Origin of the sequence: Kosakonia sp. HypNH10, from assembly GCF_029850615.1 — a bacterium.
GTDB classification, from domain to species: Bacteria; Pseudomonadota; Gammaproteobacteria; order Enterobacterales; family Enterobacteriaceae; genus Kosakonia; species Kosakonia cowanii.
Genome location: NZ_JAOTIU010000001.1, coordinates 407,901 through 432,956 on the forward strand (window position 1 = coordinate 407,901; position 25,056 = coordinate 432,956).

At 56.9% G+C, this 25,056-nt stretch carries 25 protein-coding genes; 14 read left to right on the forward strand and 11 right to left on the reverse strand.

Annotated features, from left to right (window positions below; genetic code table 11):
- Positions 1–3: 3 nt before the first annotated feature.
- A complete protein-coding gene (gene flgN / locus N7V53_RS02120; RefSeq protein WP_279791837.1) occupies positions 4–426 on the forward strand; it encodes a flagella biosynthesis chaperone FlgN in 423 nt (140 codons plus the stop codon).
- Between the two features lie 70 nt (positions 427–496).
- On the opposite strand, the gene murJ is transcribed toward flgN, so the two are convergent.
- From murJ to rimJ, 4 genes are all read right to left on the reverse strand, one after another.
- The gene (murJ, locus tag N7V53_RS02125; protein ID WP_279791838.1) at positions 497–2,032 is read right to left on the reverse strand and encodes a murein biosynthesis integral membrane protein MurJ; all 1,536 of its coding nucleotides are present in this window, start codon (positions 2,030–2,032) and stop codon (positions 497–499) included.
- Between the two features lie 106 nt (positions 2,033–2,138).
- Complete coding sequence (locus N7V53_RS02130; RefSeq protein WP_279791839.1) at positions 2,139–3,062, reverse strand: Gfo/Idh/MocA family oxidoreductase; 924 nt, start codon at positions 3,060–3,062, stop codon at positions 2,139–2,141.
- A gap of 2 nt (positions 3,063–3,064) precedes the next feature.
- Positions 3,065–3,712, reverse strand: coding sequence for a YceH family protein (locus N7V53_RS02135; RefSeq protein WP_279791840.1), 648 nt, complete (start codon positions 3,710–3,712; stop codon positions 3,065–3,067).
- A gap of 9 nt (positions 3,713–3,721) precedes the next feature.
- Positions 3,722–4,306 (reverse strand): ribosomal protein S5-alanine N-acetyltransferase, encoded by a 585-nt coding sequence (gene rimJ, locus N7V53_RS02140; protein ID WP_076769679.1) that lies wholly within the window; start codon positions 4,304–4,306, stop codon positions 3,722–3,724.
- A 235-nt stretch (positions 4,307–4,541) separates the two neighbouring features.
- On the opposite strand from rimJ, the gene mdtH reads away from it, so the two are divergent.
- From mdtH to N7V53_RS02185, 9 genes are all read left to right on the forward strand, one after another.
- Positions 4,542–5,750: a multidrug efflux MFS transporter MdtH gene (gene mdtH / locus N7V53_RS02145; protein ID WP_076769678.1), complete on the forward strand. Its 1,209-nt coding sequence runs from the start codon at positions 4,542–4,544 to the stop codon at positions 5,748–5,750.
- Between the two features lie 65 nt (positions 5,751–5,815).
- Complete coding sequence (gene grxB, locus N7V53_RS02150; RefSeq protein WP_279791842.1) at positions 5,816–6,463, forward strand: glutaredoxin 2; 648 nt, start codon at positions 5,816–5,818, stop codon at positions 6,461–6,463.
- Positions 6,464–6,584: 121 nt separating this feature from the next.
- Entirely contained in the window at positions 6,585–7,145 is a 561-nt protein-coding gene (locus N7V53_RS02155) for a lipoprotein (RefSeq protein WP_023481707.1), read from the forward strand.
- A 114-nt stretch (positions 7,146–7,259) separates the two neighbouring features.
- Complete coding sequence (pyrC, locus tag N7V53_RS02160) at positions 7,260–8,303, forward strand: dihydroorotase (protein WP_023481733.1); 1,044 nt, start codon at positions 7,260–7,262, stop codon at positions 8,301–8,303.
- 75 nt (positions 8,304–8,378) lie between these two features.
- Positions 8,379–8,624, forward strand: a complete 246-nt coding sequence (gene dinI, locus N7V53_RS02165) for a DNA damage-inducible protein I (protein ID WP_023481401.1) — start codon at positions 8,379–8,381, stop codon at positions 8,622–8,624.
- 278 nt (positions 8,625–8,902) lie between these two features.
- On the forward strand, positions 8,903–9,157 hold the full coding sequence (gene bssS / locus N7V53_RS02170) for a biofilm formation regulator BssS (protein ID WP_023481711.1): 255 nt from the start codon (positions 8,903–8,905) through the stop codon (positions 9,155–9,157).
- A 116-nt stretch (positions 9,158–9,273) separates the two neighbouring features.
- Positions 9,274–10,392: an N-methyl-L-tryptophan oxidase gene (gene solA, locus N7V53_RS02175; protein ID WP_279791845.1), complete on the forward strand. Its 1,119-nt coding sequence runs from the start codon at positions 9,274–9,276 to the stop codon at positions 10,390–10,392.
- Positions 10,393–10,790: 398 nt separating this feature from the next.
- Positions 10,791–11,357 carry a cytochrome b gene (locus N7V53_RS02180; RefSeq protein WP_023481494.1) on the forward strand — a complete coding sequence of 189 codons (567 nt, stop codon included), beginning with the start codon at positions 10,791–10,793 and terminating at the stop codon, positions 11,355–11,357.
- A gap of 2 nt (positions 11,358–11,359) precedes the next feature.
- Positions 11,360–11,935, forward strand: a complete 576-nt coding sequence (locus tag N7V53_RS02185; protein WP_023481320.1) for a YceI family protein — start codon at positions 11,360–11,362, stop codon at positions 11,933–11,935.
- A 42-nt stretch (positions 11,936–11,977) separates the two neighbouring features.
- Here the strand turns inward: N7V53_RS02185 and N7V53_RS02190 are convergent, their stop codons facing one another.
- Positions 11,978–13,027, reverse strand: a complete 1,050-nt coding sequence (locus N7V53_RS02190; protein ID WP_270220670.1) for a rhodanese-related sulfurtransferase — start codon at positions 13,025–13,027, stop codon at positions 11,978–11,980.
- Between the two features lie 217 nt (positions 13,028–13,244).
- Here N7V53_RS02190 and N7V53_RS02195 point away from each other — a divergent pair, with 217 nt between their 5' ends.
- Positions 13,245–14,165 (forward strand): Kdo(2)-lipid IV(A) acyltransferase, encoded by a 921-nt coding sequence (locus N7V53_RS02195; protein WP_023481328.1) that lies wholly within the window; start codon positions 13,245–13,247, stop codon positions 14,163–14,165.
- Positions 14,166–14,207: 42 nt separating this feature from the next.
- On the opposite strand, the gene N7V53_RS02200 is transcribed toward N7V53_RS02195, so the two are convergent.
- The 5 genes from N7V53_RS02200 to N7V53_RS02220 all read right to left on the reverse strand — a co-directional run bounded on the left by N7V53_RS02200 (position 14,208) and on the right by N7V53_RS02220 (position 20,125).
- Positions 14,208–15,689: an MdtP family multidrug efflux transporter outer membrane subunit gene (locus N7V53_RS02200; protein ID WP_279791849.1), complete on the reverse strand. Its 1,482-nt coding sequence runs from the start codon at positions 15,687–15,689 to the stop codon at positions 14,208–14,210.
- A 3-nt stretch (positions 15,690–15,692) separates the two neighbouring features.
- Entirely contained in the window at positions 15,693–17,633 is a 1,941-nt protein-coding gene (locus tag N7V53_RS02205; protein ID WP_279791850.1) for an FUSC family protein, read from the reverse strand.
- Between the two features lie 8 nt (positions 17,634–17,641).
- The gene (mdtN, locus tag N7V53_RS02210; RefSeq protein ID WP_076769674.1) at positions 17,642–18,670 is read right to left on the reverse strand and encodes a multidrug transporter subunit MdtN; all 1,029 of its coding nucleotides are present in this window, start codon (positions 18,668–18,670) and stop codon (positions 17,642–17,644) included.
- A 12-nt stretch (positions 18,671–18,682) separates the two neighbouring features.
- A complete protein-coding gene (locus N7V53_RS02215) occupies positions 18,683–18,910 on the reverse strand; it encodes a YtcA family lipoprotein (protein WP_083699469.1) in 228 nt (75 codons plus the stop codon).
- A gap of 300 nt (positions 18,911–19,210) precedes the next feature.
- Positions 19,211–20,125, reverse strand: coding sequence for a LysR family transcriptional regulator (locus N7V53_RS02220; RefSeq protein WP_128483208.1), 915 nt, complete (start codon positions 20,123–20,125; stop codon positions 19,211–19,213).
- Positions 20,126–20,607: 482 nt separating this feature from the next.
- On the opposite strand from N7V53_RS02220, the gene N7V53_RS02225 reads away from it, so the two are divergent.
- The 3 genes from N7V53_RS02225 to N7V53_RS02235 all read left to right on the forward strand — a co-directional run bounded on the left by N7V53_RS02225 (position 20,608) and on the right by N7V53_RS02235 (position 24,768).
- Positions 20,608–22,377 (forward strand): amidohydrolase, encoded by a 1,770-nt coding sequence (locus N7V53_RS02225; RefSeq protein WP_279791851.1) that lies wholly within the window; start codon positions 20,608–20,610, stop codon positions 22,375–22,377.
- Positions 22,378–22,571: 194 nt separating this feature from the next.
- Positions 22,572–24,314: an enoyl-CoA hydratase-related protein gene (locus N7V53_RS02230; protein ID WP_279791854.1), complete on the forward strand. Its 1,743-nt coding sequence runs from the start codon at positions 22,572–22,574 to the stop codon at positions 24,312–24,314.
- 64 nt (positions 24,315–24,378) lie between these two features.
- Positions 24,379–24,768 (forward strand): MysB family protein, encoded by a 390-nt coding sequence (locus N7V53_RS02235; protein ID WP_279791855.1) that lies wholly within the window; start codon positions 24,379–24,381, stop codon positions 24,766–24,768.
- On the opposite strand, the gene N7V53_RS02240 is transcribed toward N7V53_RS02235, so the two are convergent.
- Complete coding sequence (locus tag N7V53_RS02240) at positions 24,769–24,996, reverse strand: YceK/YidQ family lipoprotein (RefSeq protein ID WP_124968719.1); 228 nt, start codon at positions 24,994–24,996, stop codon at positions 24,769–24,771. It abuts the gene before it with no gap.
- Positions 24,997–25,056 lie beyond the last annotated feature (60 nt).

The following is a 25,056-nucleotide window of genomic DNA, read 5'->3' on the forward strand; positions in this document are numbered from 1 at the left end:
CGTATGAATCGACTGTCAGATATTCTTGATCAAATGACAGTTATCTTGAGCGCTCTGAAAGACGTGATGGATACTGAGCAAAAACAGCTTTCCGTTGGCCATCTCAATGGCAGCGCGCTACAGCGCATCACGGAGGAGAAAAGCTCCTTGCTCGCGACGCTGGACTACCTTGAGCAGCAGCGTCGTGCCGAACAGAAAACGCAACAAAACGCCAGTGGCGATGTTGCTAATCGCTGGCAGATCATCACGCAGAAAACGCAGCATTTACGCGACCTCAACCAGCACAACGGCTGGCTGCTGGAAGGGCAAATCGCGCGCAACCAGCAGGCGCTGGAAGTCCTGAAACCGCATCAGGAACCGAGCCTCTACGGTGCGAATGGCTATGCCTCATCCGCCCATCGCGGCGGCAAGAAGATCGCGATTTAGTTCGACGACAGTTTGAGCACGCCGTCGTAAACAGGCCAGGGTCTCCCCTGGCTTTTTGCGTTGCTTTTTTTTATACCGTGCGGCGGGCGAACTCTTTCACTTTAAACCCGAGCAGCGCAAGGGTAACAAAGTAAGCCACAATACCTGCCCCCACCACCAGCATCAGGCGCAGCAAGCGGTACGGCATCGTTCCTGTCGCCCAGTCCGGCATCACATACAGCATCCCCACCAGCGCGGCGGCCATCACCACTACAGCGATCACCAGACGCAGCAGAAAACGGCTCCAGCCCGGTTGCGGGGTAAAGATCTTCTGCTTGCGCAGCTGCCAGTAAAGCAGGCTGGCATTGAGACAGGCCGCCAGACCAATCGACAGCGACAGCCCGGCATGCTTCAGCGGGCCGATAAAGGCCAGGTTCATCACCTGGGTCATCAGCAGCGTCACAATGGCGATTTTGACCGGCGTTTTAATGTCCTGGCGTGAATAGAAACCTGGCGCCAGCACCTTCACCACGATCAAGCCCATCAATCCAACCGAGTAGGCGATCAGCGCCCGCTGAGTCATAGCCGCATCAAAAGCGGTGAATTTGCCGTACTGGAAGAGCGAAACGGTCAACGGCTTGGCGAGAATGCCGAGTGCTACGGCACTGGGCAGCGCCAGCAGGAAACAGAGACGCAGGCCCCAGTCCATCAGGCGGCAATACTCCTCCTGATTGCCGCTGGAGAAGCTTTTCGACAGCGACGGCAGCAGGATCGTCCCGAGCGCCACGCCCAGCACGCCGGAGGGGAACTCCATTAAACGGTCGGCGTAATACATCCACGACACGGAGCCGGAGACGAGGAACGAGGCGAAAATGGTGTTGATGATAAGTGAGATCTGGCTGACAGAGACCCCGAGGATCGCCGGCCCCATCTGCTTCACCACCCGCATCGCGCCCGCATCGCGCATGTTGATGCGCGGCAGCACCAGCATGCCAATCTTCTTCAGATGCGGCAGTTGATAGACCAGTTGCAGCACGCCGCCAACGGTAACCGCCCAGGCCAGCGCCAGCACCGGCGGATGGAAGTAAGGTGCGGCAAACAGCGCAAATCCAATCATGCTGACATTGAGAAAGGTGGGCGCAAACGCCGGTACCGAGAAGCGGTTCCAGGTGTTGAGGATCGCCCCCGCCAGCGACGCCAGCGAGATCAGCAGAATATAGGGAAAGGTGATGCGCAGCAGTTGCGAAGTGAGGTTAAATTTATCCGCCGTATCGGCAAACCCTGGCGCAGTAACGAGGATCACCCAGGGGGCCGCGAGCATCCCGGCAACGGTGACAATCGCCAGCGCAATCGTCAGCAAGCCCGAAACATAGGCAACAAACACCCGGGTGGCATCTTCACCCTGTTTGCTTTTGTACTCGGCGAGGATCGGCACAAAGGCCTGGGAAAACGCACCCTCGGCAAAAATACGCCGTAACAGATTGGGCAGTTTAAACGCAACAAAGAAGGCGTCCGTCGCCATCCCTGCGCCAAATACCCGTGCCACAATGGCATCGCGCGCAAAGCCCAGCACGCGGGAAAACATTGTCATGGAGCTGACTGCCGCCAGCGATTTGAGTAGGTTCATTCTGGTTTCCATAAGACACAACGCCTGCAATGCAGGCGTTGGGATACAGCGAAGCGCTTAGTCTACAGGGAAAAAAGCGAATTACTATCGCCCGCGTTGCCCCGCCTTATTCACTCATCGCCTCGCGCCAGAGCTTCTCCACCACGCGCTGCGCAAGGATCGCCTGCTCGCCCGCCGTTTCCGGAACCGTCTGATTTTGCACACACTCGATAAAGTGGCGCGCGCAGCCGGCAAAACCGCGCTGCTCCAGCACGCTCTGCCAGCCGGGAATTGGCCGCGCGATAACCCCCTGCCCGCGCTCTTCGCGCCATTCGCGCATATCGGTAATATCCACCAGCCCGCCGTCAGTCACCGCCTGCACCCACTCGCGCTGGCTGCCCGCCCGCCGGTGCATACTGGTGGTGATTTGCAGCGTGTCGGCGCTGAAGTGGTGCTCGGCATAGAGCATGGCACCATCGTCGGTGGTTTGCAGCGTGCCGCTCTGGATCTGCACGCGTCCGCCCGCCAGCCATAGCGCGGTGTCGACCACATGCAGGTAGTCATCAAGCAGCGTAAAGCGCAGGTCGTGCGGCCCGACGCTGTCGGCGCGGTGTTTATCCATGCGCAGCGAAGCTGCCTGCGGCATCTGCTGTTTTAACTCGCGGTAGAGCGGCGAGAAGCGGCGGTTAAAGCCGACCATCAGCGTCAGTTTTTTGCGCGCCGCCAGTTCGACTAAGCGCTCGGAATCTTTCAGGTTTTCCGCCAGCGGCTTATCGACGCAGACGTGCACGCCAAGGTTGAGCAGCTCGCTCACCACCGCATAGTGCGAGGCGGTTGAGGTGTGAACGAAGACCGCATCGCACTGCGCCGCCAGCGACGCCAGTGAATCCGCATAAGGGATACGCCAGGTTTCACATACCCGCAGGGCTTTGTCCCGTGTCGGCGACCAGGCCGCCGCCAGCGTCCAATCCGTTGCCGCGCCGAGCACCGGCAACCACGCTTTCTGCGCGATACCGCCCAGCCCTACTACACCTATCCGTAATGTCGTCACGCTTAATCCCCTAAATGTGCCAGCAGCGAATCGAGACGCTGCTTCAGTTCCGCGACTTCGATCTCCAGCGCCTCAACGCGCGCCTCGAGGCTCTGCTCAGTTGGTGCGACGGCTTCGACCACATTGATCAGCGTCTGCATATCGCCACTGAAGAGGTGCATATAGCGGCTTTCGCGCTTGCCCGGCTCGCGCGGCAGACGCACGACATAAGGGCCATCTTCACGGTTTGCCAGCTGCTCAAGGGCGTTTTCCACCTCGGCCATATCGGCAAAACGATGCATGCGTTCCGCGCGCCCACGCAGTTCGCCCGGCGTTTGCGGCCCGCGCAGCAATAGCGTGGCGATAAGCGCCACCTCTGCCGGGCTTAACTTCAGATCGCCAAATTCAGAGTTGCAGAAGCGCTGCTCATATTTGGTCACCCGGTTGCCAAAACCGCTGACGGTGCGCAGGTAGTGGCGCTTTACCAGCTCATCAAGCACATCCTGAACCTCGTGCTCGCTCAGGCTCATCACCGGCTCGCGGTTGGTTTTCTGATTACAGGCCGTCACTACGCCGTTGATGGAGAGCGGATACTGCTCCGGCGTAGTGACCTGCTTCTCCAGCAGGCAGCCGATAACCCGCGCCTCGATGGCGGTGAGTTGATACTTCATCTCTGCTCCTTAGCGTCCCGGAGTCCACTCCTGGGCGGTTAATGCGGTAAGGACGTGGTCGCGCCACTGCCCATCGATCAATAAATAGGATTTGGCATAGCCCTCTTTTTCAAACCCGAGCCTCGCCAGTAAATCGCCGCTGCGTTTATTGTGCGGCATATAGTTGGCCATTATGCGGTGCATATGTTGCGTGCGCTGCATATAGCGAATGGCGGATGTCAGGGCTTCAAACATCAACCCTTGCCCCTGCCACTTCTGGCCGATGGAATAACCAAGATAACAGGCGTGAAACGAGCCGCGCACCACGTTGGAGAAATTGGCGACGCCGACGATCTCTTTCTCTTCAGGATCGAGCAGGGCGAAGTAAAAAGCAGAGCCCTGTTTATGGAACTCATTGATCATCCCCAGACGTGCCTGCCAGCCGGAAGGGTAACAGTGGCTCTCATCGCGAACGGGCTCCCAGGGTTTTAAAAACTGGCGATTTTCCGCGTAATAATCCGCAAGCCGCCACGCATCGCGCTCGTGAACCAGGCGCACCACTAATCTGTCTGTTACCAAGCGTACTTTCGGCACATTACTGCGATAGCCAAACATGTTTACCACTCCTTCGTTTCGCGGCTTTTTTTACCCCTTCTCTTTACTATACCTTTGCTCTGCGACTCTGTGAAAACAGCAACATGGCATTTTCTGCGCCGCGCCCCCTTTTCGATGAAAAGTCTCAATCAAACGCCCGCCTTGATAAAAAAATATTGTCGCGGTGAATGTGTGAAAACGGTTGCCGAAGCCGCAGAATAGAGGCGTCACCTTTTTCTGATTTCCCGGAGGGGAAATGGCGCGCATCTCGCAGGCAAGGAGCCTGGGTAAATATTTCCTGCTGGTCGATAATTTTTTGGTGGTGCTCGGTTTTTTTGTTGTCTTCCCCCTGATTTCCATTCGTTTTGTTGATCAACTTGGCTGGGCCGCGCTGATGGTCGGGATCGCGCTCGGCCTGCGTCAGTTTATTCAGCAGGGGCTAGGCATGTTTGGCGGCGCGATCGCCGACCGCTTTGGCGCAAAACCGCTGATTGTCACCGGCATGCTGATGCGCGCAGCAGGCTTTGCGGCGATGGGAATGGCGCATGAACCGTGGGTGCTGTGGCTCTCCTGTATTCTTTCCGGTCTTGGCGGCACGCTATTCGACCCGCCGCGTTCGGCGCTGGTGGTCAAACTGGTGCGCCCGCGCCAGCGCGGTCGCTTCTTCTCGCTGTTGATGATGCAGGATAGCGCCGGGGCGGTTATCGGCGCGCTGCTCGGCAGCTGGTTGCTGCAATATGACTTCCGTCTGGTGTGCGCCGCCGGGGCGCTAATGTTTATCCTTTGCGCCGGCTTTAACGCCTGGCTGCTGCCAGCGTGGAAGCTCTCGACGGTAAAAACACCGGTGCGCGAAGGCTTAGCGCGCGTGCTGCGTGATAAGAAATTCGTCACCTATGTGTTAACGCTCAGCGGCTACTACATGCTGGCGGTGCAGGTGATGCTGATGTTGCCGATTATGGTCAACGACGTTGCCGGATCGCCGACGCCGGTCAAATGGATGTACGCCATTGAGGCCTGCCTGTCGCTGACGCTGCTCTACCCGATTGCTCGCTGGAGTGAAAAACGCTTTCGCCTTGAGCAGCGCCTGATGTTCGGCCTGGTGGTGATGTCATTCAGCCTCTTTCCGATGGGCATGGTCGGCTCGCTGCAACAGCTTTTTACACTTATCTGCACCTTCTATATCGGCTCGATTATCGCCGAACCGGCGCGGGAAACCCTGAGCGCGCAGCTGGCCGATGCGCGGGCGCGCGGTAGCTATATGGGCTTTAGCCGCTTAGGGCTGGCCTTTGGCGGCGCGCTTGGCTACGCGGGCGGCGGCTGGCTGTTTGACGCCGGGAAAGCCTTTCGCCAGCCGGAGTTACCGTGGATGATGCTCGGCGTGATTGGGCTTATCACCTCCCTTGCGCTGCTGTGGCAGTTTGCCCCCCGCCGCGTGCAGCCGCCGATGCTCGAACCCGGCGCCTGATTTGCGCCGCGTCGGCCTCTCTTCCATACTGATTAGTGATGGATAAACCAGTATGGAGGAGAAACGTGAAACTCTACATTTACGATCACTGCCCTTTCTGTGTAAAAGCCCGCATGATTTTCGGCCTTAAGAATCTCCCGGTTGAACTCCATGTCCTGCAAAGCGATGACGAAGCGACACCGACCCGCATGATTGGCCAGAAGATGGCGCCGATCCTGCAAAAAGATGACAGCCGCTACCTGCCCGAAAGCCTCGATATTGTTCACTACGTTGATAAGCTCGACGGTCAACCGCTGCTGACCGGCTCCCGCAATGCGAAGATCGAGGAGTGGCTGCGTAAGGTGAATGGCTACGTCAATAAGCTGCTGATCCCCCGCTTCGCGCAGGCCCCCTTTGACGAATTTTCCACCCCGCAGGCGCGCGCCTACTTCACCGCCAAAAAAGAGGCGGCGATTGGCGATTTCGCCGATCACCTCTCCCACTCTGCCGGGCTGGTGAAGAATATCAGCGACGATCTGCGCGCGCTGGAGAAGCACATCGTGCAGCCGAATGCCGTCAACGGCGAGCTGTCGGAAGATGATATTCACCTCTTCCCGCTGCTGCGTAACCTGACGATTGTCAGCGGCATTACCTGGCCGACCCGCGTCGCCGATTACCGCGACAACATGGCGAAACAGACTCAGGTTAACCTCCTCTCTTCCATGGCTATCTAAGCCATTCATGGCGGAAGCGTCCGGCTTCCGCCCCTTCTTTAAGTATTTTCTGCTGGCCTTTGCGCCTGGCGTCGCGCATGCTACACCTCGATCGAGGCATCAGGACCACGTTGAGGAATTCATGAAGAAGATGATTTTGGCCGCAGCACTCATGCTGAGCGGCGTGCTGGTGGGGTGCAATCAACTGACCCAATACACAATCAGCGAGCAGGAGATTAACCAGGCCCTGGAGAAACGGAATAACTTCGCCAAAGATATTGGCGTGCCAGGCGTGGCTGATGCGCATATTGTTCTCAACAATCTTGCCAGCGCGATTGGCCGCGAAGAGCCAAATAAAATCACCTTAACCGGCGATGCTAATCTGGATATGACCTCGCTGTTCGGCAATCAAAAAGCGGTGATCAAGCTGAAGCTGAAAGCGCTGCCGACATTTGATAAAGATCAGGGCGCAATCTACCTGCATGAGATGGAAGTGGTGGACGCGACGGTCACACCGGAAAAGATGCAGAGCGTGCTGCAAACCTTGATGCCCTACCTGAACCAGTCTCTGCGCAACTACTTTAACCAGCGCCCGGCCTACGTGCTGAAAGAAGACAGCACCAAAGGCGAAGCGCTGGCGAAGAAATATGCCAAAGGCATTGAGGTGAAGCCGGGCGAGATTGTCATCCCGCTTACCGACTGAATCACTGGGCGCCTGGCGCCCTTTTTTTCAGGAAAAGGATGCAAACGAAAACGTTTCCCCTTATGCTTGGTCTCCGGCAAAAACAGCCCTTTCTCACTTAGCCGGAGCCCTCCAATGACACAACCTCAGGTTTTGAAAATCCGCCGTCCTGACGACTGGCATCTCCATCTGCGCGACGGCGATATGCTGAAAACCGTGGTGCCGTGGACCAGCGAAACCTACGCCCGCGCCATTGTGATGCCGAACCTGGCTCCGCCTGTGACCACCGTTGAGGCCGCTATCGCCTATCGCCAGCGCATCCTTGACGCAGTGCCTGCCGGTCAGCACTTCGAACCGCTGATGACCTGCTACCTGACCGACAGCCTGGATCCTGATGAGATCGAACGCGGCTTTGCGGAAAAGGTGTTTACGGCGGCTAAGCTCTACCCGGCAAATGCCACCACTAACTCCAGCCACGGCGTCACCAGTATTGATGCCATCATGCCGGTGCTTGAGCGTATGGAGAAGCTCGGCATGCCGCTGCTGGTGCATGGCGAAGTGACCCACGCCGAGATCGATATTTTCGATCGTGAAGCGCGCTTTATTGAGACGGTGATGGAGCCACTGCGCAAGCGTCTGCCGGAGCTGAAAGTGGTATTCGAGCACATCACCACCAAAGATGCCGCTGACTATGTGCGCGACGGCAATGAGCGGCTGGCCGCCACCATCACCCCGCAACATTTGCTGTTTAACCGCAACCATATGCTGGTGGGCGGCGTGCGTCCGCATCTCTACTGCTTACCGATCCTTAAGCGTAATATCCACCAGCAGGCGCTGCGTGAGCTGGTCGCCAGCGGGTTCGATCGCGTCTTCCTCGGCACCGACTCCGCCCCGCATGCCCGCCATCGCAAAGAGGCGAGCTGCGGCTGTGCAGGCTGTTTTAATGCGCCAACGGCGCTGGCCAGCTACGCCACGGTATTTGAAGAGATGAACGCGTTGCAGCACTTCGAAGCCTTCTGCTCCCTCAACGGGCCGCGCTTCTATGGCCTGCCGGTGAATGAAGAGTTTATTGAACTGGTGCGGGAAGAGTGCGTGGTGCCGGAGTCGATTGCGCTGGCGGACGATACGCTGGTGCCCTTCCTCGCCGGTGAAACCGTGCGCTGGCAGGTAAAACGCTAAATATTCTTATGCCCCCTGTTGTAATGCGTTTCGATTAACTGTATAAACATACAGTATCTTACACAGGGGGCTGTTATGCGCATTGAAGTGACGATTGCCAGAACCACATCTTTACCCGCGGGCGCTATCGATGCGCTGGCAGGTGAGTTATCCCGCCGTCTGAATGACCACTATCCCGATCGCGAAAATAAAATTTCTGTCCGTTATGCGGCAGCAAATAATCTCTCCGTCCTTGGCGGCGCGAAAGAAGATAAAGACCGCGTTAGCGAAATCCTGCAAGAGACCTGGGAAAGCGCTGACGATTGGTTTATCACCGATTAATTTCCCTCTGAAGTTGAAGTTATTGCCGGGTCGCCCCGGCTTTTTTTGCTTCATTTTCAAGCAAAACCGTAACATCTGATTTTCTTAGTGAAATGAGTCGCTTATCTTTTCGCCACTCCCTTAAGAAAAATCTATGACTACAAAAAAGATGTTGCAGAGTGTTTATTTTCCCGATCATCAGGTCGGGTTGTTGATATACTGAAAAGGCTTCAAATTAAAACACGCATTGAACCTCGAACGTCGTTGTCTAATTAAAACACGCCAAACAGGGGGTTATGATGGTAAAGAATAATGAAGTCATCCAGACCCATCCACTGGTCGGATGGGACATCAGCACCGTAGATAGCTATGACGCACTGATGCTTCGGTTGCACTACCAGACCCCGAACAGAGCCGCTCAGGAAGGGACTGAAATCGGTCAGACGTTATGGTTAACAACCGATGTTGCCCGCCAGTTTATTTCGATTCTGGAAGCTGGCATTGCCAAGATTGAATCAGGCGATTACGAAAAAGACGAGTATAAAAGACATTAACACCATCTGCGCATACTCAACATCAGGCACCCTCGCGGTGCCTTTCTTTTTTCTGCCCTTGTATAAGCCCCCCAGGTTATTTACCCTCCTGAACACGCATTTGCCTGGAGAGAACCATGACATACGACCTGATTATTATCGGCAGCGGATCCGTTGGCGCAGCAGCGGGCTACTACGCCACGCGCGCCGGGCTTAAGGTGCTGATGACCGATGCGCATATGCCGCCGCACAATGAAGGCAGCCATCACGGCAATACGCGCCTGATCCGCCACGCCTACGGCGAAGGCGAGAAATATGTTCCGCTGGTGCTGCGCGCCCAGCAGTTATGGGATGAGCTGAATACGCTCACCGGCGAAACGGTGTTTGAGCGCACTGGCGTCGTCAATTTTGGCCCGGCTGATTCTTCCTTCCTCGCCAACGTCGCCGACAGCGCCGCGCAGTGGAAGCTGGCACTGGAAAAGCTGGATGCCGCCTCGCTGATGGCGCGCTGGCCGGAAATCCGCGTTCCTGATGATTACATCGCTCTTTATGAAGCTGACTCCGGCGTGCTGCACAGCGAACTGGCGATTAAAAGCTGGATCCAGCTGGCTGAACAGGCAGGCTGTGCGCAACTCTTCAACTGCCCGGTCACCGCCCTGCACCATCATCAGGATGGCATCACCATCGATACCCCGGAAGGGAGCTTCTCCGGCAAGAAAGCGCTGGTGAGCGCTGGCACCTGGGCGAAGACGCTGATTCCAAACCTGCCGATCCAGCCGGTACGCAAAGTGTTTGCCTGGTTCCAGGCGGATGGCCGTTACAGCGTGAAAAACAACTTCCCGGCGTTTACCGGCGAGATGCCGAACGGCGAGCACTATTACGGCTTCCCGGCGGTTGAGAATGAGTTAAAGATTGGCCGTCATAACGGCGGACAGGTGATTAACGCGGCCGACGAGCGCACGCCGTTTGGCGCAGAAGCCGGCGACGGCTCGGAGTGCTTCTCCTTTTTACGCCAGCATCTGCCTGGCATTGGCGGCTGTCTGTATGGCGCTTCCTGCACCTATGACAACTCGCCTGATGAAGACTTTATTATTGATACCCTGCCAGACGCGCCGAATACGCTGGTAGTAACCGGCCTGAGCGGCCACGGCTTCAAATTTGCCCCGGTGCTCGGCGAAATTGCCAGCGCCTTCGCGCAGCAAAAAACGCTGGAGTTCGATTTACAGCCCTTCTCCCTCGCCCGCTTTACGCGTTGAGTTTACGGCGGCCCTATTTCGGGGCCGTTGCTCTTTGTGCGGAATAAAGTAATCACCTGCGTGAAAATGTGGCGGCATATATTCTCAGCCGTTGGATTTTTATTAATTCTGCTTGTGGTTACCCGCGCTAAAATGCTTACAAAAGCTGACACTTAGCGATTTTTTCGTCTTTTACAGACAATATTTTTGAATACTTCAGGAGTATGACAACAGGCTTAACCTACTGCTAATCCTGCCTTAAACGTTTCAACTTTCTAATAGCCTGAATGTAAACCGGCAAACTTATTCAAAAATTATGTTATAGAAAAAATAACAATCCAATTCGTTATTTTTGAGTTGCAATATTTTCTCACTGACGCCATTTTAAATTAACTTTTGTTTAACAGTGATGACCCGTTATGCAATTACGCAACTCTCCGGCGCGCTACGGTTTTATTTCCGTGACGCTTCACTGGCTGGTCGCCATCGTGGTGTATGGCATGTTCGCCTTAGGGTTATGGATGGTCACCCTCAGCTATTACGATGGCTGGTATCACCAGGCTCCCGAGATCCATAAAAGTATCGGTATTCTGCTGATGTTTGGCCTGGTTATCCGCCTGCTGTGGCGCTTTATCTCCCCACCGCCACCGCCGTTGAAAAGCTACTCCACCGCCACGCGCATCGCCGCGGTTGTTGCCCATATCGTTCTCTACCTGCTGCTGTTTGGCATCGTCTTTAGCGGCTATCTCATCTCCACCGCCGATGGCAAACCAATCAACGTTTTCGGCCTGTTTGAGATCCCTGCCACGCTTGCCGATGCCGGCTCGCAGGCGGACCTCGCCGGAACCATCCACCTGTGGCTGGCCTGGAGCGTAGTGGTTCTCTCCGTGCTGCACGGCCTTGCTGCCTTTAAACACCATTTCATTGATAAAGACGCCACTCTCAAGCGGATGCTGGGAAAATCGTCACCTGACTCTGGAGCATAAGTATGAAGAAGATCCTGCCGGGACTCGCTCTCGCCTCGCTGCTGTTCACCACCGGTTCTGCCGTAGCGGCAGACTACAAGATCGATAAAGAGGGCCAGCACGCCTTCGTTAACTTCCGTATCCAGCACCTCGGTTACAGCTGGTTATACGGTACGTTTAAGGATTTCGACGGTAGCTTTACCTTTGATGAGGCCAACCCGGCGGCCGACAAGGTGAATGTCACCATCAATACCAACAGTGTCGACACCAACCACGCCGAGCGTGATAAACATCTGCGCAGTGCAGAGTTCCTCAACGTGGCGAAGTTCCCGAAAGCGACCTTCACCTCAACGTCGGTGAAAAAGGATGGTGATGAGCTGGATATTACCGGCAACCTGACCCTGAACGGCGTCACCAAACCGGTTGAGCTGGAAGCGAAGCTGCTGGGCCAGGGCAATGACCCGTGGGGCGGCGTGCGCGCAGGCTTTGAAGCCTCCGGCAAGATCAAGCTGAAAGACTTTAACATCACCACCGATCTCGGTCCGGCATCGCAGGATGTTGAGCTGATTATCTCGGTAGAAGGTGTGCGTCAGAAGTAAGCAGGCGTAAAAAAAGGAGAGGGGTTCCCCTCTCCTTCTGCATTATTCCGGGTCCGGAATGCCCAGTTTGGTGTTCAGGCGGCCACGCGATTTATTGAAGATTTTATTGCCATTCTCCCGTCCGGCGCGGCGTTTACGCTGCTCCTCTTCCGGCAGCGCGCGCTCCTCTTTGCACAACTCGCTACAGCAGCCGTCGAACTTCTCGGCACAACTCGGGCACTGAATAAACAGCAGGTGACAGCCATCATTCAGGCAGTTGGTATGGGCATCGCACGGCGTACCGCACTGATGGCAGTGCGCAATCACATCATCAGAGATGCGCTCGCCCATACGCTCGTCAAAGACAAAGTTTTTGCCGATAAAGCGCACCGGCAGACCCTGCTCGCGGGCGCGGCGGGCGTACTCGATAATACCGCCTTCGATATGCCACACTTTGTTGAAGCCGTTATGCTTCATCCAGGCGCTCGCTTTTTCGCAGCGAATCCCGCCGGTGCAGTACATGACAATCTTTTTGTCTTTATGATCCTGCATCATCTCAACCGCTTTCGGCAGCTGCTCGCGAAAGGTGTCGGCCGGAATTTCCATCGCACCGTCGAAGTGGCCCACTTCATATTCGTAGTGGTTGCGCATATCGATAAACACCGCGTCAGGATCGTCGAGCATGGCGTTCACTTCCGCCGCTTTCAGGTAATCCCCAACGTTGCTGGCATCAAAAGTCTCATCCTCAATGCCATCCGCCACGATGCGGTCACGCACCTTCATGCGCAGCACCCAGAAGGATTTACCGTCATCATCAATGGCGATATTCAGACGCAGCCCATCCAGCGCCGGATCGAAGGTATAGAGCGCCTCGCGAAACGCCTCGAACTTGCTTTGCGGCACGCTGATCTGCGCGTTGATCCCTTCATGGGCAAGATAGATACGTCCAAAGACGCTCAGCTGCGACAGGGTCTGGTAGAGCGCATCGCGCGTCGCCTGCGGGTTAACAATGGTGAAGTATTTGTAAAACGAGACGGTGACGCGCGGCTCGGTTTCGGCGAGCATGCGGGCTTTCAGTTCATCATTGGAGATGCGGTTGTGTAACACTGGCATGGTGTACGTATCCTGCAGAGTGGAGAGTGAAAAACGGGCGGCATCATAAAGCAAATAGTGTTAATTTACATCCCCACATTTTGCGCTACATTTCAACCCATTCATTTCACACTGTAATGCGCGTTGCGCTTATGGAACGCGGCTCCACGCCCTGGTTTTTGCGAATTACAAAAAAAGTGCGAGAATACAGGCCATTGTAGCTATACACAGGACAGTCATGACGCATTTACCCAAATTTTCGGCATCGCTGCTGCACCCCCGCTACTGGGCAACCTGGTTCGGGATCGGCGTGCTGTGGTTGGTGGTTCAACTTCCCTACCCGCTCCTTTACCGCTTAGGCTGCGCGCTCGGCCACCTTGCACAGCGCGTGATGAAACGCCGCGCGCACATTGCGCACCGCAACCTGACCCTCTGCTTCCCGCAGATGAGCGAGGAGGAGCGGCAGAAAATGGTGGCGAAGAATTTTGAATCCGTCGGCATGGGGCTAATTGAAACCGGCATGGCCTGGTTCTGGTCCGATCGCCGCATGCGCCGCTGGATGGATGTCTCCCATTTCGAACATGTGCGTAACGTACAGGCGCAGGGGCGCGGCATTCTGCTGATTGGCGTCCACTTCCTGACGCTGGAGATTGGCGCGCGGATGTTTGGTCTGAATGAGCCGGGCATCGGCGTCTACCGCCCGAACGACAACCCGGTTATCGATCTGCTGCAAACCTGGGGGCGCATGCGCTCCAATAAGAGCATGATTGACCGTAAAGATCTGAAAGGGATGATCCGCGCACTGAAAGCGGGTGAAGTGGTGTGGTACGCACCGGATCATGACTACGGCCCGCGCGCCAGCGTCTTTGTCCCCTTCTTCGCCGTCGAGCAGGCCGCGTCCACTTCCGGAACCTGGATGCTGGCGCGCATGTCTCAAGCCTGCGTGGTGCCGTTTGTGCCACGCCGCAAACCCGGTGGCAAAGGGTATGAGCTGATTATGCTTGAGCCGGAGTGCTCACCGCCGCTGGACGACGCCGAAACCACCGCCGCGTGGATGAACAAAGTGGTGGAGCGCTGCATTATGATGGCGCCCGAGCAATATATGTGGCTGCATCGCCGCTTCAAAACCCGCCCGCAGGGCGTACCTTCCCGCTATTAAGCGCCCAGCTCCGCCTGTAAACCACGGGCGGAGCCGCCTCTGTTACGGCTTCTCTTCACCCTTTTCGTTCTCGTTACGGTAACCGCCGCCCAGCGCTTTAATCAGTGTGATATCGGTGCTGAGCTGCTGCGCCTGCATATCGAGCAGCAGAAGCTGTTGCGCCAGCGCTAAGCGGCGCGCCTCCTGTGCCCTGAAGCGGCTCAGCAGCCCGCGCTGGTAATGAGCCGCCGCGCTGTTGGTTGCGGTCATCGCCGCGCGCACCTTCTCCTGCTGCATCGCCACCATCTGGTTGAGATCGTTAAGCTGGCTGGAGGTGATCGCCACATCGCGTACCGCGTCCAGCACCGCCTGGTTGTACTGTTTGATTAAGATGTTGCTGGCGGTGCGTACCGACTTCAGGTGGGCATTTAACCGCCCGCCGTCAAACAGTGGCAAGGTGAGCGCAGGCAGAATATTGAGCTGCTGGAAGGAGTAGCGGAAGAGATCGCCGACATCAAAGGCGTTGTAGCCCCAGAAAGCCTTGATATCGAAGTGCGGGTAAAAGGCCGCCTTCGCTGAGTCCACCTGGCTCATGGTGGCAGTGACATATCCGCGCAGCGCCTGCAGATCGGGGCGGCGCGCCAGCAGTTCAAAGGAGAGTGTTGCAGGCAGCGTTTGTTGAAGTTGCGGCAGCGCCACCGGATGAATGTCAGGCATGCTCTGCGCGTCCGCGCCAATCAGCGCCCGCAGGGTCTCGCGGTAGCGGGTTAACGCGCCGTTCGCTTCCACCAGTTGCTGCTGCGCGGCCAGCCGTTCAGCCTGCGCACCGGCGAGATCAACACTATCTTCCAGCCCGCGCGCCGCGCGCTGCTGGTGCGCCTGCTCGGAGAAGCGGGCAATCTCTTGCTGCTCATTGAGCAATGCAATGCGCGCAAAGGTCGCCTGCATCGCAAAGTAGAGCTGAGCGACGCTGCTGGCGATATCAAGCTCTATCGCCGCAGTCTCGGCAAGCCTCGCATTCTGCTCACCAATCGCGGCCGCCACGCGCGCGCGATCCGAACCCCAGAGATCGAGATTGAGCGACGCACCAACGCCGACCGTATTCAGCGTGTACCACGGCCCCTGTTTATCAACCGGCAGCGAGTAGGCGTAGGGCCAGGTCGCTTTCGCTTCCCTGTCCGACACGCGCATGTAGTTTTGCGCTGCAACGGCCCCAGCCTGCACGCCCATTGCCGACTGCGCCAGCGCCACCGTTGACTGCGACTGCCCAACGCGCAGCCGCGCCGCCTGCATGGTGGGTGAGTTTTGCAACGCGCGGTTAACCAGCATCGTTAACTGGCGATCGTGATAGTTTTCCCACCAGCGTGCCGCGGGCCAGCCACTGTTCGCCAGGTGAATCGCCTGCGCCAGCTGCGCCTTCTGCGGGTTGACGATGGTCACCTGCCCCGGATCGTCCTGCACCAGCGCGCAGCCGGATAACAGCAGCAGGCCAAATGCGGCCAGCGTGCCGCAGCGAAAACGCGAAGAGATCATTTTTGCGCGCATACCTTACTCTGCCTGTCGCGAACTGAGTGAAAAGGGGGATGACCACGCCGGCAGGCTGGAGAGGACCTGCATCAGCGGCGGACCATAGGGGTTTGCTGCATCGGCGCTAACTGACTTCAGCTCCGGCTTCGGCTGCGCCTGGTCGATCGCCGTAGCGTAGGCCGCAACATACTCCGCGCAGCGGGCCAAAAAGGGATCGTCCGCTGCGGCATAGAGCCGATAGCCTTCGCTCAGGCGCACAAGTTCCTGCGCACTGGCAAACGTCTCGCCGCGCGGCCAGGCTTTCGCTTCTGCATGGGGATGCGCCCAGGTGTTGAGCGGCTCGGCGGCAACGCGGTTGAGCAGCGCATCGCTCTCGGTCAGGCTGGCAAACAGCGCCGGGGTAGTGGACTCGCCATCTTTCGCCCGCAGCAGGTCAGCAATACGCCGGTAGAGGCGCGCGAGGCTGGCTTTGAGCTGCGGCGCTTCGCTGTCCGGCCATAAATAGAGGTGGATAAGCGACGAGACCAGCACGCCGAGCAGAATACCGATCACCCGGTCGCGCAGCTCGGTCAGGTTGGTGAGCGGGCCAAACCAGCTTAAAAAGGCCAGCGCAAAGGTAAAACCCAGCTGGATCCCGGCGTAGGCAATGCGCTCTGAACCACCCGCCAGCCAGGCGGCCAGCGCCATTACCGGCAGCGCCATCCCCAGCAGGCCAACCAGCGACTCCGTCCAGGGTTGAATAAAGATTATCAGCAGCAGCGCCAGCAGGGTTGCCAGCAGCGCGCCGCCAATGCGCAGCGCGATCTTCTGCATCGTCGCGCCAAGCCCCGGCTGCGCCACAATCACGCAGCTCAGCATAATGGTGTGAATGCCCTGCCAGTCCGTTGCGGTATAGAAGACGTAGCAGAGCAGCGTGGCCAGCACGGTTTTCAAAGTGAAGTGCAGATAGGCCGGGTTACTCCACGCATCCGGCGGCATTAAGGCGATTCTCTCTCCCTCGCCGGGCGGCAAGGCAACGGTTTCTCCGCGCTGTAGCGAGGCCAGCAGCGCGGCAATCTCGCGCACAATCACATCATGCTCACTTTCAACGGAAACGAAGACCTCCTGCACAGGCGGCAGTTTGCCCTCTTCCACCTGCTGCGCCAGCGCAAGCAGTGCATCAGCAAGCGGCCGTCGCGCCGCATCGGGCGCACCGGGTTGCAACAGCGCAATCAATTGGTAGCTGCGCAGGGTAAACGCCATCACGCTCTGCCACTTCTGCTGATTGTCAGCAATTTCCGTGCTGGAGAGCCGCGCCAGCTTGTAGAGCGTGTGCAGTTGCGCAACCTGGCGGGCAATGGCGCTAAAGGTGGGTCGGGCGTTTTCGAGGGAGGAGGCATCGGTTTGTGTCAGGCAGGTCGCCGTCTGGCGCAGCATCGCGGCGAGCGCGCTTTTGAACTGCCAGCCAGGAAACGCCTGCGCAAAACAGGCATTGACCAGCAGCGTTACCACAATGGCGCTGTTGATCGCCACCCACAGCCACAGCAGCAGGCGCACGAGGATCTCGCTCTGCCCGGTCATGGAGGGAAAAGTTTGCGCATAGATCACCGCCAGCGCCACGACAAAAAAGGCCAGCCCCAGCTTGCCCATAATGCGCATCAGATAGACGGCAAGGGAGAAGAGCAGCACCGAGGCGACAAGGCGCAACAGTGGATAGTCATAGGTCCACTTGATAATCAGCAGCACACCGCCCAGCACCAGCGTCACCACCAGCATAAAGGCGACGCTGACCAGCGAGATCATCACTACGTTGGGCTGGCTGACATAGAAAACGACGATCAGGGCTATCGCCAGAAAGGGGATCTGCAGGCTCATAAACAGCGCAATGAGGATCCCGCAACTGAGGGTCATACGCAGGGTGTAGTTGCCCCGCCCCGGCGTGGCGCGCAGCTCTTTTTGCAGATAACCCCAGGCGCTCTCCATCCCGATACTCACTGCGGTTTGAGGGTAACGCTTGCGGAAGCGCCCATGCGGAACAGCGCCGGATCGGGGTGCTCAACGGCGATTTTCACCGGGAAGCGCTGCGAGACATGCACCCAGTTAATGCTCTTCGGCACAATCGGTAAGCCGCCAATCACCGTTCCGCCCTCCGGCAGCACGCCAAAGCCGACCGACTCGACGCGGCCGCTAAAGCGCTGGCTGTGGTCGGTCATCACGGTGATCTCCGCCGGTGTGCCAGCGCGAATGCCTTGCAGATCGGTCTCGCGGAAATTGGCCACCACATACCAGCGGTCGTCATCCATCAGCGTGAAGACCGGTTTTAACGCCGAGGCGTACTGGCCGACCGTGGTTTTCAGTGCGACTACCACACCGTTAAAGGGCGCGCGCACCTCGGTAAACTCCAGATGCAGCTCTGCCAGCGCAATCTGCGCCAGCGCCCCTTCCCGCTGTGCCACCATCGCATCGACGCCGAGCACGGCTGAAGCTGCCTGGCTGGCCTGAAGCTGAATTGCGGCCAGCTCTGAGCGGGCGGCTTTCTCTGCCGTGCGCGCCTGATCCAGCTCCTCCTGTGAAGCGAAGCCTTGCGGCACCAGCGGCTCCAGCCGGCTGCGCGTTGAGCGGGTCTGATCGACCAGCGCCTGCGAGCGCGCCACCGCGGCGGCAACAGACTGCGCGTTATACTCCTGCGCTTTGATGGTGCGCCCGGTCAGGGTGATTTGCGCATCGAGCGCCGCCAGCCGCGATTTCGCATCCGCCAGCATCGCCTGGTAAGGTCGCGGATCGATGCGGAACAGCAGATCGCCTTTTTTCACGCGCTGGTTGTCGCGCACAGGCATCTCGACAATGCGCCCCGTCACTTCCGGCACGACATCGATCGTATCGGTGTAGACATAGGCATCGTTGGTTTGCGGAGAAGTCTGCAGATGCCAGATCACCGCTATCAGCGCCACGATAGCGCCAATCACGATGAGCAGCAGCGGCCACTTTTTCCGTAACAGCGTTGAGCTGGAATCAGTCATAGGCCTTCATATCTAAAAAAGTAAGAACCAGAAAAGCGCGGCAAAGAGAAACAGCAGAGCCAGATAGCTTATAACCAGCGGCGAAAAACGCGCCTGCCAGCCTTTACGCACAATCAGCAGATGACACGGGATAAGCAGCAGCGCGGCGGCGAGAAAACAGAAGAACCAGGCAGGAAATGACGCGCCCAGAATCGGGATAGCGGGCGGCAAGCCGCAGCCGGAGAGTAAGCAGCAGAGCATGAGCGCGGCCCCGCGCAGACGTTTTGCGATCCCTTTCACAGCCCTGCTCCTGCGCGCGAAATCATCGTCACTGACACCTTGTCTCCATCCCTTAGATAAATAATTCGCTAACGACGCGTGTGGCACACCCGACTCAGATTATGGGTAAGCTTTGCAAGCGGTGATTATAAACCGCTGCGCCAGAAAATATAACGTTGGCATTACATTTCCGTCTTTTTGCATAACCTTCAGGCAAATCTCAAAAGCAAAATTACATTAGCGCAGAATCGTCTGCCTGACGGCAGAATAGCCCCCGCGCACTTAGCAATAACCAAACCACTCTTTTAAGCTGCCAACAATCAGCGATCGCAGCGCCGCGTCATCCTCGTTTTCGCGCCAGAATAACATCAGCGAGTGCAGGTTATTAAATTCATCATTATTGACATCAAGGGCGACCACTCGCTTCGCCAACAGCTCCGGGCGCGCAATATGATCCGGCACGCAGGCGATGCCAAGCCCCTTTTTTGCCAGCATTGCGCTCAACGTGTAATCCGTCACCAGCATCGCCTCTGCCGACGCGTGCAGTGGATAGCGATGGTCATTATTTTCATCCGGAAAGGCGGGATAGATAAGCGTCTCACCATCCAGTTGAAAGGCATCGATATGGCGCTGCTGCGCCAGCCAGTGCTGCGGATGGGCAATAAGCATGGTTTGCAGATCGCCCACCACGCAGCCCTGCAGCCCGCAGGGCATAACCGGTAAATGCAGCCCCAGCACATAGTCGACGCGCTTAGCGCGTAAGCTCGCCTCGGTGTCATATAAATCCGTATGGATAACGTGCAGCAGCATCTGCGGATAGGCTGCCTTCACGGCGAGCAAAATATCGGACACCACGTCTGCCGGGATCAGTTCATTAAAGGCCAGCCTCACTATCTCCGGTTCGCGGCGTGTTTGTAATGATAAGGAGAAGGCCTCCAGCCGCTGCCAGCTATTTACCATTGATTGTGCTTTTGGCAACAGTCGCTTGCCGTTGCTGTTAATTTTGACCACCGATCCATTCCCACGGGTGTGAAATAAGGTGTAGCCGAGAATATCTTCCAGCTCTTTTATCCAGCGGCTAATTGTTGATTTCGAGCGATTCATCCGTTGCCCCGCCTGCAAAAAACTTCCCGTTTCCGCAGCGGCGACAAAGGCGCAGAGCGCTTTATTCTCAATAACCAGATCGGTTTTTTTCATGCTTTTACGTCCTTACCTCTTCTCATTATTGTGATGAGCCTGACGCCAGCGGGTCCACTGCTCATCCTACAGGTTCAGGTTTAAGCACTTTCTGATGGCAACACATTGATGTGGGTCACTTTTAATCCGCTCTTGCAGAGGGTTAATAAGGCGCTATTAACATGCCAATAAAGATAATTACAAAATGAAAAGCAAAGAACTAAATAGCGTCAAATGACGTTATTAATTGTCAATAAACCACATTTTTAAGCTCTTACTTATAAGTAAACAAAAACCACCTTAAGAAAGGACGCGTGATTTATCTTTAAATAAATGTCATCTGTTGCATAAACAGAACTTTTTTCCGGGGGGAAAGTTTTATTATTGCCACAGCACCCCATTATTGCGGTTATTTCTTTGGTAGCCCATTTGTATCGCTATTCGCTTGTGCTTATTATCGCGGCGCACGTTATTATTCCCGCCTTTTAAATGGAGAACGCAATATGGGTTTATTTAAACCTACGGGTACGCTACAGAAAATTATCAAAGTGAGTCTGTTATCGGCATTAATTAGCACCTCACTTAACGCTACAGCGGCAAAGGATGTGCCTAACGATCCCAATGACCGGCCGACCCCTGCCGATATCATTATTATGAATGCCGATATCCGCACTTCCGATGCCGCCAAACCGCGCGCGCAGGCGCTGGCGATTAAAGATGGCAAATTTATCGCGGTGGGCAGCCCGCACTATATCAAGCTGCTGCAAAGCGATAAGACGAAAATGATCGACGCTAAGGGTAAAACGGTGATCCCGGGGCTGATTGATGCCCACACGCACCTGATTGCCGGGATCGATCTCATCAACGGGGTCGATCTGTTTGGCGTCAGCAGCAAACGGACGTGGCTGAAGATGATCAAGGAAAAAGTGGATGCGCAGCCGAAAGGCAGCTGGATCTTCGGCGGCCGCTGGGACGCCACCTTAACCGCAGAGAAGACGCTACCCACGGCAGCCGAGCTCGATAAAGTGGCTCCTGATAACCCGGTCGCGCTGGTGGACGTCGATTACCACACCATGTGGCTGAACAGCAAAGCGCTGGCAGAGCTTGAGATCACCGATAAGACGCCCGATCCGGTCGGTGGGACGATCCAGCGGGATAAAAACGGCAAAGCGACCGGGATCCTGCTGGAGAACGCCCTTGATCTCTACAACCGCTCACCAAAAGTGATTGCTGCCCAAGGGGATAAAAGCGAGGGCCTGCGCAAAGTGATGGCGCACTTCAACAGCCTCGGCGTCACCGGTGCTCATGATATGTGGACCAACTCGGGTGACATCTACACCGATATGCTGAAAAAAGGCGGCTTCCCGATGCGCATCTGGTATGGCTATATGGTGGATACCAGCGAGAAAAACAGCGGTGAAGAGGCGTGGAAAGCGCAAGCCGATAAGCAAAAAGAGATGAATGCTTTTGCCGCCGACAAAGAGAAAGCGATCGGTAAAGGGCCGCAGTTCCGCTATGGCTACCATAAATATTTTATGGACGGCACCCTGATGAACCACACCGCCGCCCTGCATGAGCACTACTCCGATCGCCACGATCACTACTTCGGCACTCCGCTCTATACCCAGGAGAAGATGAACGAGATGGTGCAGCGCTCTCACCAGTATGGCTTCCCGGTTGCCGTTCATGCCATTGGTGATAACGCCGTGACCATGGCGCTGGAAGCGTTTCGCAACAGTCCGCAGGGCAAGGATAAAATCAACCGTATCGAACATATTGAGCTGACGAAGTACGCCAATATCGAGAAGTTCGCCCAGAACGGCATTGTGCCGTCGATGCAGCCCGATCATGCCATTGCGCCTAACTTCCTCGAGACGCGTCTGGGGAATGAGCGCCTGAAGCGCGGTTACGCCTGGCAATCGCTGCTGACCGCGGGTGGAAACCTGGTGTTCGGTAGCGACTGGCCGACGGCAAAAGAGAGCCCGATGACGCAGCTGGGTGATGCCGTGCTACGCCTGAAAGAGGGCAAAGTGTGGTATGGCGAAAACGCCCTCACCTTTGACGAAGCGCTGTATGCCTACACCATGGCGCCGGCCAAAATCAGCGGCTGGGATAAAGAGATTGGCTCGATTACCGTCGGTAAGTGGGCGGATTTCGCCATTGTTGACGGCAAAATCAAGGATCCGGTGCCGCAGGATATTCGTGACTGGAAAATTGCCGAAACCTGGTTCGCCGGGGAGAAGGTCTACGATAGCGCGCAGAAAAAATCATAACCCCCCTCTCTTCCCACGCGGAGCAGGCTCCGCGTGGGAAGCTAAATGCAACAGACCAGATTAAGAGTTTTCACGTCGGGGCAAGAAGTTGCCTGGCAACATCACCGCCGCTCTGCTTGTTTTTAGCCCGTGGCCTGAAAAAAATAGTGGGTGAGCAACCCCCTACCGGAACCCCTCTTCCAGGATGGAAAGTCATGCATATTCTTCTGCTTTGCAGCGCCTTTAATGGCCTGTCACAACGTTTTTTTGTCGAACTGACCGATGCCGGTCATCAGGTCACCGTTGAGGTCTTTACCGGCGATGAGGCGCTTGAACAGCGGCTTGCAGCGAACCCGCCTGACATTATTATCGCGCCGTTTCTGAAACGGGCCATTCCTGACCGCGTCTGGCAACGTTACCGATGCTTTATTCTGCACCCGGGTATTGTCGGCGACCGCGGCCCCAGTTCCCTTGACTGGGCGATCCTCGAAGGGTGGCACGAATGGGGGGTGACCCTGCTGGAAGCCAACGCAGTGATGGATGCAGGCGACATCTGGGCGACCCGCACTTTCCCCCTGCCGCCATTGGCAAAAAGCCGGATTTACCGCCATCTGGTTACTGATGCTGCCGTCGCCTGTTTGTGGGAGCTGATCGCGAAGTTGCAGCAGGGCCAGCAGCATGGCGATCCCCTTGATTATGCCCGCGCCACCACGCGGGGACGTGAGAGAGCAGCACTGCCGATAAGCGCGCGCACTCTTGACTGGCAGTGCGATCCCACCGACCTGCTGCTGCGTAAAATCCGCGCCAGCGACAGCCTGCCCGGTGCGCCGACTCAATTAGCAGGCGTGCCGGTGCGGGTGTTTAACGCCTGGCAGGCAAAGGCAAATGTCGCCAGCCGACGGGGCCACGTTGGGGAGATTTTTGCCCGCGACGGCGATGCGCTCTGTGTGGCAACCCTCGATGGCGCGCTGTGGATCGGTCACCTGCGCCGCAGTGACAAACACGCTTGTGCGCAGGTCAAACTTCCCGCCGCCGTCGCGCTACGGGACGAACTCGCGGCGCGCGCTTCGCTGCCGGTACTTGATGCCCAGCACCCCAACAAGCCCTGGCTTGAGACGCGCGGGCGTGTCGCCATTCTCCATTTCCCGCTGCTCAACGGCGCGTTTACCGTTAATGATTCGCAGATCCTCACCACGCTCTTTACGCGCGCAGCCGGAGATTGCAGCGTGGATGCCATCGTGCTTGCCGGGGGAGATGATTTCTGGTCAAACGGCATTGAGCTTAATTCCATTCATGTGGCGGATAACCCTGCTGAAGCGGGGTGGGCGTCGATCAACGCCATCGATGACTTTGCCGAGGCGATCCTCACCTGTCGTGACAAGCTGGTGATAAGCGCGGTCAATGCCAATGCCGGCGCAGGCGGCGCGATGCTGATGCTGGCCGCCGATCGCGTCTTTATGCGCGCAGGTGTGGTGATTAATCCGCATTACAAAACCATGGGGCTACACGGGTCGGAGTTCTGGACCTTAACGCTACCGTGGCGCGCGGATGCTGAAGCAGCGGTGGCGCTGAGTGAAAATTGCCTGCCAATTGGTGCCAGGCAGGCGGCGGCACTCGGCCTCGTCGACTCGGTGCTTGATATCCCGCGCGAGGCGTTTCTTGAGACGGTGGTAAGCCATGCCTGCGCGATGATTGCGCCTGCCGCCCTGCCCGATTCACTCAAGGCAAAAGCGCGCGCGCAGGAGGCAATGCCCCGCGGGCGTCCTCTGGATGAGTATCGCCGGGAGGAGCTTAGCAGGATGAGTGGCAACTTCTTCGCGGACGATCTTCACTTCTCTGCTCGCCGCACGGCGTTTGTGATGAAGCAGCCGCCTTGTCAGACTCCAGAACATTTGCAGCGGTACAACGCCGCCGTGGCAGCGAGCCTCGGGCAAGATAAAAGTAGGGAGGAAGTTTGACGCTGGCATAACCAGCGACTATAGATTTCTGCATGTCTACTATCGTTATCAAGGAGCGTTTTACATGGCTGATTCTGAACTGAACTATTACACAACTCTGGCCGAAGCCATTGACGCGGCGCGCGAAGCGTTTATCGCTAACAACCCCGACGTCGATGAAGATGACCTCAATGTGCAACAGTTCAATGTCCAGAAGTACGTGCTGCAGGATGGCGATATCGTCTGGCAGGCAGAATTCTTTGCCGACGAAGAGCAGCCGGGCGAATGCCTGCCGATGTATAGCGGCGAAGCAGCACAAAGCGTCTTTGATGGCGACTTTGACGAGATTGAGATCCGTCAGGAGTGGCTGGAGGAGAACACCCTGCACGAGTGGGACGAGGGCGAATTCCAGCTCGAACCGCCGCTGGACACCGAAGAGGGTCAGACTGCGGCAGACGAGTGGGACGAGCGTTAATTACTCGTAGGGGCCGTGCTGGGCGTCTATCGGCAGCAGCAGTGTGTCAAACACTAGCGACAGCGGCAGATCCAGCACGGTCAGGAAGCGCCATGAGGAGTCACGTACATCCCACTGCACGCCGGGGTAGTACTGATTCCCGTGGCCCTGGCCTGGGATCGTCCGGCTGACAATGCTGCCGCAGCCGCTTAATACGCACACCATGACCATCACCAGCATCACTCTCACCGCGTCCCCCTTCTGATTATGCAGATAAAAAAATACCGGCTAATGCCGGTATTTTCTTAA